General features: G+C 72.6%; 14 protein-coding genes and 1 riboswitch. Of the genes, 6 read left to right on the forward strand and 8 right to left on the reverse strand.

From position 1 onward, the window contains the following. Nucleotides 1-14 precede the first annotated feature (14 nt). The 3 genes from AB0H52_RS14345 to AB0H52_RS14355 all read right to left on the reverse strand — a co-directional run bounded on the left by AB0H52_RS14345 (nt 15) and on the right by AB0H52_RS14355 (nt 2,933). Nucleotides 15-332 (reverse strand): transposase, encoded by a 318-nt coding sequence (locus AB0H52_RS14345; RefSeq protein WP_357947773.1) that lies wholly within the window; start codon nt 330-332, stop codon nt 15-17. Nucleotides 333-480: 148 nt separating this feature from the next. Next, nucleotides 481-2,544, reverse strand: a complete 2,064-nt coding sequence (locus tag AB0H52_RS14350; RefSeq protein WP_357947776.1) for a glycogen debranching N-terminal domain-containing protein — start codon at nt 2,542-2,544, stop codon at nt 481-483. After that, nucleotides 2,541-2,933, reverse strand: a complete 393-nt coding sequence (locus AB0H52_RS14355) for an SCP2 sterol-binding domain-containing protein (RefSeq protein WP_151488772.1) — start codon at nt 2,931-2,933, stop codon at nt 2,541-2,543. Before AB0H52_RS14355 ends, AB0H52_RS14350 begins: the two co-directional genes overlap by 4 nt. Nucleotides 2,934-3,096: 163 nt before the next feature. Between AB0H52_RS14355 and AB0H52_RS14360 the strand changes: the two genes are divergently transcribed. Next, nucleotides 3,097-4,143: an NAD(P)-dependent alcohol dehydrogenase gene (locus AB0H52_RS14360; protein ID WP_151488773.1), complete on the forward strand. Its 1,047-nt coding sequence runs from the start codon at nt 3,097-3,099 to the stop codon at nt 4,141-4,143. Nucleotides 4,144-4,161: 18 nt separating this feature from the next. On the opposite strand, the gene AB0H52_RS14365 is transcribed toward AB0H52_RS14360, so the two are convergent. Continuing rightward, nucleotides 4,162-4,671 (reverse strand): DUF664 domain-containing protein, encoded by a 510-nt coding sequence (locus AB0H52_RS14365; protein WP_151488774.1) that lies wholly within the window; start codon nt 4,669-4,671, stop codon nt 4,162-4,164. A gap of 78 nt (nt 4,672-4,749) precedes the next feature. On the opposite strand from AB0H52_RS14365, the gene AB0H52_RS14370 reads away from it, so the two are divergent. Next, entirely contained in the window at nt 4,750-5,265 is a 516-nt protein-coding gene (locus AB0H52_RS14370; protein ID WP_151488775.1) for a 2'-5' RNA ligase family protein, read from the forward strand. Between the two features lie 80 nt (nt 5,266-5,345). Here AB0H52_RS14370 and AB0H52_RS14375 read toward each other — a convergent pair whose 3' ends face one another. Beyond that, the gene (locus tag AB0H52_RS14375; RefSeq protein ID WP_151488776.1) at nt 5,346-6,566 is read right to left on the reverse strand and encodes an MFS transporter; all 1,221 of its coding nucleotides are present in this window, start codon (nt 6,564-6,566) and stop codon (nt 5,346-5,348) included. A 228-nt stretch (nt 6,567-6,794) separates the two neighbouring features. Here AB0H52_RS14375 and AB0H52_RS14380 point away from each other — a divergent pair, with 228 nt between their 5' ends. Further along, complete coding sequence (locus tag AB0H52_RS14380) at nt 6,795-6,986, forward strand: hypothetical protein (protein WP_151488777.1); 192 nt, start codon at nt 6,795-6,797, stop codon at nt 6,984-6,986. Between the two features lie 16 nt (nt 6,987-7,002). Here AB0H52_RS14380 and corA read toward each other — a convergent pair whose 3' ends face one another. Further along, nucleotides 7,003-8,133 carry a magnesium/cobalt transporter CorA gene (corA, locus tag AB0H52_RS14385; RefSeq protein ID WP_192580168.1) on the reverse strand — a complete coding sequence of 377 codons (1,131 nt, stop codon included), beginning with the start codon at nt 8,131-8,133 and terminating at the stop codon, nt 7,003-7,005. A 195-nt stretch (nt 8,134-8,328) separates the two neighbouring features. Further along, nucleotides 8,329-8,440, forward strand: a riboswitch (SAM riboswitch). 265 nt (nt 8,441-8,705) lie between these two features. On the opposite strand from corA, the gene AB0H52_RS14390 reads away from it, so the two are divergent. Genes AB0H52_RS14390 through AB0H52_RS14400 form a run of 3 tightly spaced genes read left to right on the forward strand, consistent with a single transcriptional unit; the run spans nt 8,706 to nt 11,125 of the window. After that, nucleotides 8,706-9,575 carry an ABC transporter substrate-binding protein gene (locus tag AB0H52_RS14390; protein WP_151488778.1) on the forward strand — a complete coding sequence of 290 codons (870 nt, stop codon included), beginning with the start codon at nt 8,706-8,708 and terminating at the stop codon, nt 9,573-9,575. A gap of 39 nt (nt 9,576-9,614) precedes the next feature. Then, the gene (locus tag AB0H52_RS14395) at nt 9,615-10,397 is read left to right on the forward strand and encodes an amino acid ABC transporter permease (RefSeq protein WP_151488779.1); all 783 of its coding nucleotides are present in this window, start codon (nt 9,615-9,617) and stop codon (nt 10,395-10,397) included. Beyond that, nucleotides 10,394-11,125 carry an amino acid ABC transporter ATP-binding protein gene (locus tag AB0H52_RS14400; RefSeq protein WP_151488780.1) on the forward strand — a complete coding sequence of 244 codons (732 nt, stop codon included), beginning with the start codon at nt 10,394-10,396 and terminating at the stop codon, nt 11,123-11,125. The genes AB0H52_RS14395 and AB0H52_RS14400 overlap by 4 nt, the downstream gene beginning before the upstream one ends. A 10-nt stretch (nt 11,126-11,135) precedes the next feature. Here the strand turns inward: AB0H52_RS14400 and AB0H52_RS14405 are convergent, their stop codons facing one another. Both AB0H52_RS14405 and AB0H52_RS14410 read right to left on the reverse strand, forming a co-directional pair. Then, nucleotides 11,136-12,431, reverse strand: coding sequence for a hypothetical protein (locus tag AB0H52_RS14405; protein ID WP_357947782.1), 1,296 nt, complete (start codon nt 12,429-12,431; stop codon nt 11,136-11,138). Nucleotides 12,432-12,593: 162 nt separating this feature from the next. Then, nucleotides 12,594-14,168, reverse strand: coding sequence for a Na+/H+ antiporter (locus tag AB0H52_RS14410; RefSeq protein ID WP_357947784.1), 1,575 nt, complete (start codon nt 14,166-14,168; stop codon nt 12,594-12,596). Nucleotides 14,169-14,180 lie beyond the last annotated feature (12 nt).

Consider the following 14,180-nt stretch of genomic DNA (forward strand, 5'->3'; position numbering starts at 1 on the left):
GACGAAGTCGACCCTCATCGCGACGGACGGTCCAACTCCGCCGCGAAGAAAGACGCCGCGGACCTCAGGATCTGGTTCGCCCGCCGCAGCTCACGGACCTCCCGTTCCAACGCGGCGAGGCGTTGTGCGTCACTGCTGGTCATGCCCGCACGCTCACCGGCGTCGACCTCGGCCTTCTTCACCCATGTCCGCAACGCCTCCGGATGAACCCCGAGCTGACCCGCGATCCGACGGATCGCACCGACCGCCGACGCCGGATCCCGACGGGCCTCGACCGCCAACCGGGTCGCACGCTCACGCAACTCATCGTTGTACTTCTTCGGTGCAGGCATCGCCGGTGTTCCTCCAGGATTCGATGTCTCCATCTAACCCGGGGCGGAACACCTCCCGGCCACGGCCGACAGATCCCGTTCAAGACCCGAAGTCAGTTAGAGGGCGGGTCAGACCGGACCGGGAGGACTCTCTCGTACATCCTCACTGTTAGTGGAGGCGGGGGCGGGGGCGGGGGTTGGTGGAGCGGTCGCCGGCGTAGGCGTCGGAACGACCCCAGCGGCCCGGGATGTCGAGCAGCTCCAGACGGCCGAAGCCCCGGGGTAGGGCCGGGTTCACCAGCAGGTTGTCTCCGGTGGGTCGCAACCCGAGCATGGTGCCCAGCAGCATCAGCAGCGCGCCCGAGGACCACGACTGGGGGCGGCCGGCCGACGGCAGTTGGACGGGGTACTTCGTGGTGCTGCGGTCGTAACCGGCGATCAGCTCCGGCACCGCCCCGCCGAGGGTCTGGGCCATGTCGAAGATGCCGGCAGCGATCCGCGCCGCGTGGGTGTCGAATCGGTAGTGCCGCAGCCCCGCCGCGATGAGCGCGTTGTCCGACGGCCACACCGCCCCCAGGTGTGAGCCCACCGGGTTGTACGGACGCTGTCCGGTCGCGTAGGTGCGCACACCCCAGCCGCTGAACAGCCGCGGCCCGAGCAGGTGCTCGGCGATCGCCTCCGCGCGGTCGTCCGGCACGATCCCGCTCCACAGCAGGTGCCCGATGTTGGAGGACAGGGCGTCGACGGGTTCGCCGTACGGGTCGAGGGCCAACGCGTAGTACTCGTGCTGCGGCAGCCAGAAGTCCCGGTTGAACCGCTCCTTCAGCGCCGCCGCCTCCCGTTCCAACCGGTCGGCGTACCCGGGATCGTCCCAGAACTGGCGGGCCAGGCGGGCGCCGCGTCGTTTCGCGTCGTACGCGTAGCCCTGCAATTCGCAGGTGGCCCGCGGGAATGCCGGTTGCTGCCCATTCCCGGCGGCGATCGCGTCGCTGGAGTCCTTCCAGGACTGGTTGATCGTGCCGTGCCGCTCGTTGCGCCGCTGGTAGCGCAGGTACCCGTCACCGGTCAGGTCGCCGTACTCGTCGATCCAGTCCAGCGCCATCCGGGCCGGGTGGCGTAACTCGCGGACCAGGTCGGCGTCGCCGGACCAGCGTTCGTACTCGTCGAGCAGGACGACGAAGAGCGGGGTGGTGTCGGCCGCGCCGAAGTAGATGGCGCTCGGCCGCTCGGCGAAGGCCGCCGACTCGCCGTAGCGGAGCTGGGCCAGGATCTTGCCCGGCTCCTCCTCGCGGTCGTCGTCGAGCTGGCCGCCCTGCAACAGCGCCAGCATCCGCAGCGTGGCGGGGGTCAGCTCGGGGGTGAACGCCACCGACTGCAGGCAGGTGATGATGCTGTCGCGCCCGCAGAACGCCATGGCCCACGGCAGGCCACCGACCGGCACCCGCTCGCCGTAGGACAGAGGCCGGTACCGCAGCGCGGCCAGGGTGGCGAGGCTGCCCTGGTACGTCTCCTCCAGACCGGCCCGTTCGGACACCAACTGCGGCGCCCGGTCCAGCCAGGCCGCGAGGTCCTCACGCATCCCACCGCGGACGGCCTTCTGGTGCGATTCCAGGCTGGCGCGCATGTCCTGCCCGCCCTCGCCCCGGATGATCATCGCCAGGTGCAGGTCGGTCTCCCACTGCCCTTCGGGTGGGATGCGGATCCGGAACGTCATCCCCTTCTCGTCCACCTCGACCGGAGCGGTGCTGCTCACGGTGGTCTCGCGGACGAACCGCTGCCGCTCGTAGCGCAGGACGAGTTGGTGGCGTGCGGAGTCGGCCTCGATCCGCACGTCCCGACGTCGGGGGTCCCCGACCTCGACGATGTCGGCGAAGTCGCTGCCCATCTCCACTCGTACGCTGAACTCGGCGTGCTCCGACGAGTGGTTGAGCACGGTGATCTTCTCGTGGAAGCAGTCGTGGACCGAGCGGTGCCGGATGATCGACACGTCCGCGTCGACGTAGTGGCTCGCGGTGCCCGGCACCAGGAAGAACCGGGTCTCGAAGTACGTCATGTCGTCGCGGGAGAGCGCGTTGAGCCGTTCACCGTCGATGCTCAGCACCCAGTGCGACAGGAAGCGCGTGTCGAACGAGAAGAGACCGACGGGAGCGTGCGGGTCGACCTCGATGTCACCCTGGGCGTCGCTGATGGCGAACGCGTTGCCGGCGATGACGTGCACGAGTTCCTGCCTCATGGCCGCCGCCCTTCCCGTGCGGCCAGGGCGGCCCGCCCCAACTCGCGCGGATGACGGGCGCCGCGCGGCCCGGGGAAGATCCGCCTCAGCAGCATCAGCAGCCGGATGTCGCCCTGCACGGTCAGGTCGTTGCGCAGCATCGCGGTACCGGGAGGCAGCTCACCGTTGGCCAACTGGTCGAAGACCGCCCGGTCGGCGCGGACCACCAGGTCGGCGTCGTCGGCCGATCGGGTCACCCGGACGTGCTGGTCGGCGATCGTCAGGTACCAGTGATCGGTGCATCCGTCCCCGCGGATGTCCAGCCGCATCGTCCCGGTGGTCGTCTCCGGCAGGTCGGGACGCCGACCGGTGTCCAGCTCCTGCAGGTACCGCGCCGTCGACGTGCCCATCGCGTCGCCCCTCCCCCCGGTTCTCCGCAGGATCCCCCGGGCCGGGGTGAGCCCGGTTCACCCGGATGGGGTGACCCGGCGGAGGCGGGCCGCGCGGTCGTGCCCGTTTGCCGGCCGGCGAGGTGGGCAGCCACGGGCAGGTGGAGACGGACGGAGGAACCGGATGCGGGCGCTGCGGTTGCGGGAGTGGATGTCGAAGCCGGAACTGGTCGAGGTCGACGAACCGACGGCCGGGCCGGGACAGGTCGTGGTCCGCATCGGCGGCGCCGGCGCCTGCCACTCCGACCTGCACCTGATGGACGAGTTCGAGCCGGGAACCCTGCCCTGGAACCCGCCCTTCACGCTGGGGCACGAGAACGCGGGGTGGGTGCACGCGCTCGGTGACGGGGTGACCGGGCTGTCCGTCGGGCAGCCCGTCGCCGTCTTCGGCGCGTGGGGCTGCGGCACCTGCGCCCGCTGCCGGGTCGGCGTCGACCCCTACTGCGAGAACCCGGCCGGCGCCCCGGTGCCGAGCGGGGGTGGCGGGCTCGGCCTGGACGGCGGCATGGCCGAGTACGAGCTCGTCCCGGACGCCCGGCACGTCGTGCCGCTGCCCGACGGGTTGGACCCGGTGCACGCCGCGCCGCTCACCGACGCCGGGCTCACCCCGTACCACGCCATCCGGCGCTCCTGGCCCAAGCTGCCGCCGGGCAGCACCGCCGTGGTGATCGGTGTCGGCGGCCTCGGGCACGTCGGGATCCAGATCCTCAAGGCCACCACGGCGGCCCGGGTGATCGCGGTGGACACCCGGCCCGAGGCGCTGCGGCTGGCCGAGGAGTGCGGCGCCGACCGCGGCGTGACCGCCGGCCCGCACGCCGCCGAGGAGATCCGGCAGGCCACCGGGGGCCGGGGCGCGGACGTGGTGCTCGACTTCGTGGGTGCCGACGCCACCCTCGCGCTCGGTGTGGCGGTGGCCCGCACCGTGGGAGACCTGACCATCGTGGGGATCGGTGGCGGCACCCTGCCGGTGTCGTTCTTCGGCGTGCCGTACGAGGTGAGCATCGCGACGACCTACTGGGGGAGCCGCCCCGAGCTGGTGGAGGTGTTGGACCTCGGCGCCCGGGGCCTGATCCGGCCGGCCATCACCACATTCGCCCTTGAGGACGCGCTCGACGCGTACCGCCAGATGCGCGACGGCACGCTGGAGGGCCGCGCGGTGATCGTGCCCTGAGCCCGGCGGACGCCGCCGTCAGTCGGTCTCGACGAGACCGCGGAGGTAGGCGGCCTGGCCGACGTGCTGCAGGTCGTCCTCGGCGACGCTGACCAGCCGCACGCCGAGGGTGACCGGCGGATCCCACGACTCGTCCACGACGCGGTCCAGGTCCGCCGGGCCCAATCCGGTCACCAACGATCGGGTACGCGCCGACACCGCCGCGTAGTAGTCGATCAGCGCCTGGGCGCTCTCCGGGCGCACGGCCGCGACCTGCGCGGGTGAGTGCCCGAAGCCGGTGTCGTCGGGGTCCGGGGTGAGCCCGAAACGGCCCGCCCAGTCGCCGCTCACCCAAATCTGCTCGGCGTCGAGCAGGTCGGCGACGTGGTGGTCCTGCACGCGGGTGAGGTGCCAGACCAGCCATCCGATCGAGTTGGCACCCGGTCCGGGCCGGTGGAGCAGCTGGTCGGGGCTGAGGCCGTCGACCGCGGCGCGGACGAGGTCGGGCAGCCGGTCGTACATCTCGGTCAGCAGGTCACTCACATCCACGAGCCACGCCTCCAGATCGGTGTTCGATCAACGTACCGCCGACACGGGCGGTCAAACCCCTGCCGCTACGGTGATCACGTGGTCGCGGCGCTGGAGTTGTATCTGGACCCGGACGCCACCCGTCGGATCCGGGTGCTGTGGGACGCGCTGGAGGCCGAGGGCGTGCAGAGCATGCGCTCGCTGCTGGAGCAGCGCCACCGCCCGCACGTCTCGCTCGCGGTGGCGCCCCGCTTCGACCCGGGGCAGGTCGCCGCGGCGCTGCGGGGGACGGTCGTGGCGGCCCCGCTGCGGCTCGACTTCCAGCACGCCGGGCAGTTCGTCGGCCGGGTGCTGTGGCTCGGCCCGGCGCCCACCCCGGAACTGCTGGCGCATCAGCGGCTGGTGTACGACCGCCTCACCGCCGCCGGCATCCCCCTCGCGGAGCACTACCAGCCGGGCCGCTGGGTGCCGCACTGCACGCTCTCGATGCGGGTGCCGAACGCGCTGATGGCCGCCGCGGTGCGCCGCTGCCTGGAGGTGCTGCCGATGGCCGCGACGGTGGTCGGTGCAGCGCTCACCGACCATGCGCGCGGCATCGCCCACCCGCTGCCCTGACGGTCCGGGAGACCTTCGGCGTCCTCGGTGCACGAGCACGTCGGCGCGGACGCCCCGGGCGGCCAGGCGTGCGGAGCGCGTCATCCCACGCGTCGCCGTCGCGCCACCGTCGCCCCCAGCACTCCCGTGAACGTGAGCACTCCACCGGCCACCAGCAGCAGGCGCGGGCCCAGCGGGGCGAGCACCCCGGCCAGGCCGGTGCCGAGCGAGGCGGCGGCCACCTTGAGCGCCGCCGTCGACACGAACACCTGTGCCCGCACGGCGTCCGGCGCGTACGCCGACCGGGCGGCCAGGGTGGCCGTGAAGAACGGCGCGGTCGCCGCTCCGGCCAGCGCGAAGGCGGCGACCGCCACCGGGAAGCCCGGCACGGCGGCACAGAGCGCGACCGCCACCGCGCCGATCGCCGCCCATCGGACGGTGAGCCGCTCCGGCTCGCCGGTCAGCGGGAACACCGTGACCAGGAGCGCGGCGGCCAGGTTTCCGGCACCGTAGGCGGCGGCCAGCAGCGCACCGGAGACCGCCTCCCGGCCGAGGTCCGCCGCCAGCGCGACGGCGAGCACCGACATCGCCCCGCCGGTGACCGCGGCGACCGTGGTGACCCCCGTGACGCGGCGCAGCGGCCCCCGACCCAGCAGCGCCCGGAGTGCCCCGCGCGCGGCGGGCGCGCGGCCCGGCGGCCCCTGCCGTCTCGGCCCCGCCGTCGGGAGCGTGCCCACCAGAGCCGCCGCGACCAGGGTCGCCGCACCCAACCCGACCAGGCACATCCGAGGCCCGGCAACGGCGGCGAGCACCGCCACGGCGGCCGGGCCGGCGCTGCCACCCACCCCGTACGTCACCGCGTCCCAGCCCTGACCCCGGCGTTGCGCCCGCTCGTCCGCGTCGAGCAGCGCCGCCAGCCGGCTGCTCAGTCCCCCCGTCAGCAGCGGCCCGCAGGCCCCGGCCACGATCAGCAGCGCGGCCGGCACACCAACCGGCACCCGTCCGAGCAGCAACGCGGCCGCCGCGACCGCGACGGCGTACGTGGCGAAGCCGGCAGCCAGCAGGCCCCGGCCGTCCGCGGCCCGGTCCAGCCGCCGGGCGAGCACCGGCCCGAGCAGGTGTGGTGCGGTCAGGCAGGTGGCCAGCAACCCGCCGAGCAGCGCCGGACGGCTGGACCCGACCTCCGGGAGGGTGGCCAGCAGGATCACCCCCACCGCGGCACCGGCGTCGGCACCCCGTGCGAGCGTCGCCGCGACGAGGTAGTGGGGTAACGCTCGGCGTCCGCGAACGGCCGGCGCGACCGTGTCGAGAGAGCTGCTCACCCCTGCGCTGCTACCCGGCCCGGCCCGCGAACCAACATCGGGGCGTGATGTCCGGTTTGGCGGGCGACAGTCGGGAAACCGAAAACAAGCGGTGCGGATGCGGCCGCGCGTGGGATGGTTCGACATGGATGCCGTACCGGTGGTGACCTGCTCGCGCGTGGGGTGACCCGGCCGGTGGCGCGGGCGCACACACCGCGCCGCCCGCGGCGGCTTCGACGACGAGAGGCAGTGCCCATGCAGGCTCAGCGCAGGCCACCGCGCACGGAGCGGAGCCAGACCCGGGACGACCGGACCGGGGGCGGCATGACCGGGGCGGCCACGCCACTGACGATCTGGGCCGCTGCCGTGCTGCTCGGCCGGATCGGGGCGGGCGACGACGACAGTGATGACGAGCGGCACATCCTGCGCGGCATCGAGTGAGCACCGCCTCCCGGGGTCAGAGCCAGCCGCGCCGCTTGAAGACCAGGTAGAGGGTGCCGCAGACCAGCACCATGAGCAGCAGCGCGAACAGGTACCCGAAGCGCCAGTTCAGCTCCGGCATGTGGACGAAGTTCATCCCGTACACGGTGCCGATGAGGGTGGGAGCGAACAGGATCGCGGCCCAGGAGGAGACCTTCTTCAGCTCCTCGTTCTGCGCGTAGCTGGCCGCGGTGAGGCTGCGCATCTCCTCGTTCTGCTGCTGTGAGACGAGGGTGGCGTTGACGGTGAGGATGTTCTGCAACAGGTGCCGGAAACCGTCCACCCGTTCCACCACCTGGGTGAGGTGATCGGTCACGTCCCGCAGGTAGCGGCGCAGTTCCTCGTCGGAACTGCCGGCGCCGTCGGCCAGTGCGCCGAGCACGGTGAGCAGCGGGCGGGCGGCACGCTGGAACTGGATGACCTCCCGGCTGAGCCCGTAGATGCGCCGGCTGGCGTTCGGGTCACCGCCGAACACCTGGGTCTCGATCTCGTCGATGTCGTTCTCCAGACCGGCCACCACCGGCGCGTACCCGTCGACCACCTGGTCGAGGATCGCGTACAGGACGGCCTCCGGGCCGCGGGCGAGCATCGGCGCGTCGGTTTCCATCCGCCGCCGCACGGCGGCCAGGTCCGGGGCCTCGCCGTGCCGGACGGTGACCACGAATCCCGACCCGATGAACAGGTGCAGCTCGGAGAACTCGACCTCCTCCCGCAGGTCGTCGTAGCGGGCGGCGCGCAGCACCACGAACAGGGTGTCGCCGTACCGTTCCAGCTTGGGCCGCTGATGGGCGTTGATCGCGTCCTCGACCGCCAGGTCGTGCAGCCGGAACTCCCGGGCCAGTGAGGTGATCTGGTCGATGTCCGGCCGGTACAGGCCGATCCACGCCATCGCACCGTCCTGCTCCTGCTCCTGCAGGCAGCGGTACGTCTCGGCGAGGCCGGACGGCGACGCGAACCGGTGCCCTCGGATGTAGACGGCGCTGTCCGCCATGCCACCGGAGGGTGGGGCGGCCGGCTCGGCCGGTGGCGGTACGCCGACGCGGGTCTCGTGGACGTCGAGCTGGCGGCCGAAACCACCACCGGGGCGGAAGCGACGGTTGCCGGCCATGACCCGCCCCTCCCCGGTGACGTCCCGCCCGGCGGCCTGCCGACCCGACCGGACAGGTCGGTGCGGGGCGCCGGAGGCGCTGCATCCCCCCTGCCCCCGAGGCGAAACCCGACCTGGCGGTCCGCCCGTCGCGGACGGTGAGCGTGGTCATAACGACTGGACGATGCACCGGTCGCGGCTGCTAGCCTCGGCGCAGGTCATGAGCGCCAGCGCGAAGCCCCGGCTCGCTGGCCGGCAACCCTCCTCCGCGGTGGGGTGCCCCGGGTGAAGACCAGGCACCGGCAGGACGTCGGTGCAAGCGTGGCCTGGCACCCAGGTCAGCACAGACCCGGGAGACCGTATGCGCATCCTCAGCTCCACCCCAGCGGACGACCGCGTCGACCGGCGCTCGCCGGCACTGACCCGGCGTCGGCACGTGGACATGATGCGAATGTGCAGCGCGGCGTGTCGTCGCCGCACCGCGCACTAGCGCGTCCCTCTTCCCGCACCCATTTTCCAGCGGTACGCCCACCGGGCGCACCGTCAACGGCGCGCGTCCGTGCCCGCCGTTGCGTACCCCTTCGGAGACACCTGTGCGATTCCTTCCTGCCCTGACCCGTGCCGCCGCCCTGGGCGCGGCCACCATCCTGGCCGCCACGGCGCTGACCGCCTGCGGCGACGACGCCTCGACCGACGAGGCCGCCAACCCGTACGGCCTGGCCCAGCCGGGCGTGCTGCGGGCCGGCACGCTGACCGACGCCCCGCCGAACGTGTACCTCAAGGACGGTAAGTTCACCGGCTTCGACAACGACCTGCTGACCGCGGTGGCCAACAAGCTCGGTCTCAAGGTCGAGTTCGTCGGCACCGACTTCTCCGCGCTGCTGTCCCAGGTCAACAACCACAAGTTCGACGTGGGCAGCTCCTCGATCACCATCACCGAGGCACGCAAGAAGACCGTCGACTTCGGCAACGGCTACGACTTCGGCTACTTCGGCCTGGACGTCCCCGCCGGTTCGCCGATCACCGGCTTCGACCAGCTCGCCGGCAAGCGGGTCGTGGTGGTCCAGGGCACCGTCCAGGACGACTACGCCACCGGCAAGCAGCTCAACCCGGTGCGGGTGCCGGACTACAACGGCGCGATCAACCAGCTCAAGGCGGGCACCGCCGACGCGTGGATCGCCCCCGCGGAGATCGGCGAGAAGTCGGCCGCCGACAGCAGCGGCAAGATCACTGTTGCGGCCAAGCAGCTCAGCCCGGCACCGACCGCGTACGCCGTGGCCAAGGGCAGCGACAAGCTGCGCGAGGCGCTCAACAAGGGCCTCGACGAGGTGATCGCGGACGGCACCTGGAGCCGGTTGCAGGCGCAGTACTACCCGGGTCGGCCGATCCCGGCGGACTTCAAGCCGGGCAGCGGCACCGTTGCGGCGCCCACGACGTCGGCGTCCGCGTCGGCCGCCTCCTGAACCGGTGACGAGCGAGCGGGGCGGTAGGAGAGGCGACCGATGGATCCGTTGAGCACCCTGTGGGAGACGTTCTTCGACGTCGACGCCATGCGTGAGGCGCTGCCCGAGATGCTGACCGTCGGGTTGCCGAACACGCTGATCCTGGCGGTCTCCGCCGCCCTGCTCGGCTCGGTGCTGGGCCTGCTGCTGGCCGTCGCCGGCATCTCCCGCAGCCGGTGGCTGCGCTGGCCGGCCCGGGTCTACACCGACGTGTTCCGGGGCCTGCCGGCCGCGGCGACGATCCTGCTGATCGGCGTCGGGCTGGCACCGCTGGGCATGCAGGTCTGGGGGCCGGACCCGTACCCGCTGGGCATCCTGGCGCTGTCGTTGATCGCGGCCGCGTACATCGGGGAGATCTTCCGCTCCGGCATCCAGTCGGTGGAGGCCGCGCAACTGGAGGGTGCCCGCGCCCTCGGTTTCTCCTGGTCCGACGCGATGCGGCTGGTGATCATCCCGCAGGGTGTCCGGCGGGTGCTGCCGGCCTGGGTGAACCAGCTCATCGCATTGATCAAGGACTCCAGCCTGGTCTACTTCCTCGGCCTGGTGGCCAGCCAGCGGGAGCTGTTCCGGATCGGGCAGGACTACGCGGCCACCACCGGCAACGAGTCCGCGCTGCTGCTGGCCGGGCTCTTCTACCTGGCCCTGACCGTGCCGCTGACGCACGTCGTCAACTGGATCGACGGGCGGCTGCGCCACGGCCGGCCGGCCACCGCGCCCGCCGACGAGGACGAGGACGACACCGACCCGGCGCTGGCCGGCGCCCCGGAAGGAGACCGGCGATGACCACCTCCGTCAGCCTGGAGGCTCGGGACGTACACCTCGCCTTCGGGCCGAACCGGGTGCTGCGCGGCGTCGACCTCACCGTGCGGCGCGGTGCGACGGCCTGCGTGATCGGGCCGTCCGGGTCGGGCAAGTCCACTCTGCTGCGTACCCTCAACCGCCTGATCGAGCCCGATCGCGGCGACGTGCTGCTGGACGGGCGCAGCGTGCTGGGCGACGACCCGGACGCGCTGCGGCAGCGGATCGGCATGGTGTTCCAGCAGTTCAACCTGTTTCCGCACATGACCGTGCTGCGCAACGTCACCCTGGCGCTGCGCCGGCTGCGCAAGCTCGGCGAGGACGAGGCGGACGCCCTCGCCCGCGCCCAGTTGGAGCTGGTGGGGCTGGCCGGCAAGGCGAACTCCCGGCCGGCCCAGCTCTCCGGCGGCCAGCAGCAGCGCGTGGCGATCGCCCGTGCATTGGCGCTGAAGCCCGAGGTGATGCTCTTCGACGAGGCCACCTCGGCGCTCGACCCCGAGCTGGTCAAGGGGGTGCTCGCGGTGATGGCCGACCTGTCCGCCGCCGGGATGACCATGGTGGTGGTGACCCACGAGATGGGGTTCGCCCGGCGGGTCGCCGACACCGTGGCCTTCATGGACCGGGGTGTGGTCCTGGAGGCCGGCCCGCCCGAGGCGATCTTCGAGCGGGCCGAGCATCCCCGGCTGCGTCGGTTCCTCGCGCAGGTGCTCTGAGCGCGGCGGCTCAGCCGGCCTGGCGGCGCAGGTGCGCGGCGAACGCCGTCGGATCGCCGAGCAGCACGAGGATGGCGTTGCGGTAGGCGACCGACGCCCACAGGTGCAGTTCCTCGTCGTCCAGCCCGCCGAACGCCGTCGACAGGGCCTTGCGTCGCCGCCGGTCGAGCACCTTGTGCGGACGCGCCAGCAGGTCACCCTCCCGGCGCAGCGCCTGCACGTAGGCGGCCACCGCGTCCTGGTAGTGCCGACCGGCGACCCGTTCCAGCAGGGTGAACTCGAAGACGTGCAACGCCGCCTCGGACTCCCAGTAGGCGCTGTCGCGCTCCGGTGCGGCCGCGACGTGCCGGCCCATCGCGTGCCGCGCCTCGTACAGCAGCAGCACGCCCCGGCCGGTGGTGCTCAACGGGCGGCGCGGCGCCGGCAGCCGTAGCGTCCGCACCGGCGCCGCGCCGACCAGGTCCACCGCCCCGGCGTACGACGGCATCCGCTGCGAGCCCGCGCCCAGCTCCGGCACCAGGCACGCCCGTTGCGCGTAGGCCAGCGGACCGCCGGTGGGCAGCGACCGCACCGCCGCGGCGTGCAGCTCGGTCAGCGGGCGGTCGTCCGCGGCCCGATCCGGAGCAACGGTGAGGACGAGACCACCGGCACCGGGCACCGGCACGCCCAAGACGCAGGACGTGCGCAGGAACGCCCAGGTCGCCGCCGCCTCACGGACCCCGCTCGCCACGGCCTGCGCGTCGGCCCGCCAGTCCCGGGCGATGCGCAGCCGCTGCCGCAGGTCCGCCGTCGCGGCGGCGTCGTGCGGGTACAACTCACGCAGCGCCCGGGGCAGTGCTCCGGGGCGCAGATCCAGCAGGTCGCCCGTGGGTGCGGGCACCGCGTGCCGCGCGCAGTCGGCATCGGTGTGCGGGTCACCGTCGACGGCGTGGCAGTCACCGAGCCAGCTCTCCCCCGCCGAGCCCGCCCGTCGGGCGAACGCCAGATGAGGCAGTCGGCCGGTCCGCAGCACCGTCTCGTACTGCGGGCGGGCACGCCCGGCGCGCATGACGTCCAGCGGGAGCACCGGCGCGAGCGCCAGCACCGCCTCGAGGACCAGGCAGTGCGGGCAGGAGTCGCGTACGCGGTAGCGGCGCAGATGGTCGACGCCGGGCTGCTCCCACTGGACGCCGATGACGGCGTCGCCCTGCGCCATCAGGTACAGGAACTCCGTCGCGGTACGCGCACGGGTGACCGAGGTCAGCTCGTCGAGGAACTCCCGTTCGGTCACCACCCGCGGGTCGGCCTCGCTCGCCCCGGTGGTCATGGGCACCCCCTCGCGGATCGTACGCATCGACCGGAGCCGAACTGGTCCCCACCGTACCCGGCGCGGCGACGCCCGAGCGTCCGTAGCCGCGCCGGCCGACTTCCTGCGTTCAACGGCCGTTCGCCGTCGACGACTCCACCCGGCGATGCCGCCGGCATCCGGTCAGTCGCTGGGTCCGCGTCCCAGCAGCCGGATCTCCTCGTTGTCCAGAGCGGCCTGCAACTCCAGGAGCACGAGGTCGTCGATCTCGCGGTTGTCGCGAAGGCGGGTGACCTCCCGCCGTTTGTGGGCGAGGACCCCGAGGCGGAGTTCGCGTTCCAGCCGGCGTTCCTCGGCGGTGCGCCCGCCGGTCTCGTTGACGTCCTCCAGGTGCCGCTGGTATTCGGCCTGCAGCCGGCGTATCGACTCCTCTCCGGCACCGACCTCGGCGGCCACGTGCGGCACCGCGGCCAACCCCACCTGGGTGGCGCGCAGGCGGGCCTGCCGGGCCTCGTCGACACGTTCGGGGTCGCCGGCCAACCCGGCCCAGCGCACCACCAGCGGCAGGGTGGTGCCCTGCAGGATCATGATCAACACGATCACGAGGGCGGTGACGAAGATGATGAGGTCGCGTTCGACCACCGGTCGACCGGCGACCGTCATCGTCGGCACGGCCAGCGCGGCGGCGAGCGAAACCGCGCCTCGGAATCCGGACCAACCGGCCACGGTTCCCACCCGCCAGTTGGGCGGGCCCTGACTCGGGTCCACGACCCGGTGCCGCCGCAGCCTCGCCACCTGCGACGTCAGGTAGACGAAGGCCAGGCGGGTGCTGAGGACGACCAGCGTGACCACTAGCACGATGAACAGAGCCCGCTGCGGCGAGGTGCTGGAGATGCCCCGCACCGCGCGCGGGATCTGGGTGCCGAGCAGGACGAACAGCCCGCCGTTGATGAGGAACGTGGACAGGTCCCAGAACGCGTACGCCAGCACCCGGGACCGGGCGCGGATCACCCGCGGGCCGGCGTAGGCCAGCATCAGGCCGGCGACCACGACCGCCAGCACTCCGCTCGCGTGCACCGATTCGGCGAGCAGGAAGGCGCCAAACGGTGTCAGCACACTGAGCGCCCCCTCGCGCAGCGGATCGTCGAGTCGCTTACGGATCAGCACCACGGCGGCGCCGACCAGCAGACCGGCGACCACACCGCCGACACTGGCCCCGACGAACTCCTCGCCGATGGCGAGCGCCCCGGGTCTCGCGCTCTCGGTGAGCAGACCCACAGCCACCGCGAAGATCACCAGGGCGGTGCCGTCGTTGATCAGGCTCTCCGCGTGCAGCGTGGTGAGGAGCTTTCGGGGCAGCCGTTTGGCCAGGCCGGTGACCGCGGCGGCGTCGGTCGGCGCGAGGACCGCGCCGAGCACCCAGGCGGCGGCGGGGTTCACCCCGAACGCCTGCGCGGTCAGCGACACCGTGACCATGGTGAGCACCACGAGCACCACGGCGAGCAGCCCGATCACCGGCAGGTTGGCCCGGATCTCGCGCAGGCTGATGGTGAGGCTCTCCCGGTACAGGATCGCCGGCAGGAAGATCAGCAACACCAGGTCCGGTTCCAGGGTCAGCTCGGACAGCGGCGGCGCCAGCCCGAGCAGCACCCCGAACGCGATGAGCAGGACCGGCGGCGCGACCCGGTACCGGCCGCCGAGCGTGGTGCCGACCAGGACCGTGACGCCCAGCGCCACGATCAGGACGAGCACCTCCACGGCAAACCCCCC

This window comes from Micromonospora sp. NPDC050695 (assembly GCF_040654415.1).
GTDB lineage: Bacteria > Actinomycetota > Actinomycetes > Mycobacteriales > Micromonosporaceae > Micromonospora.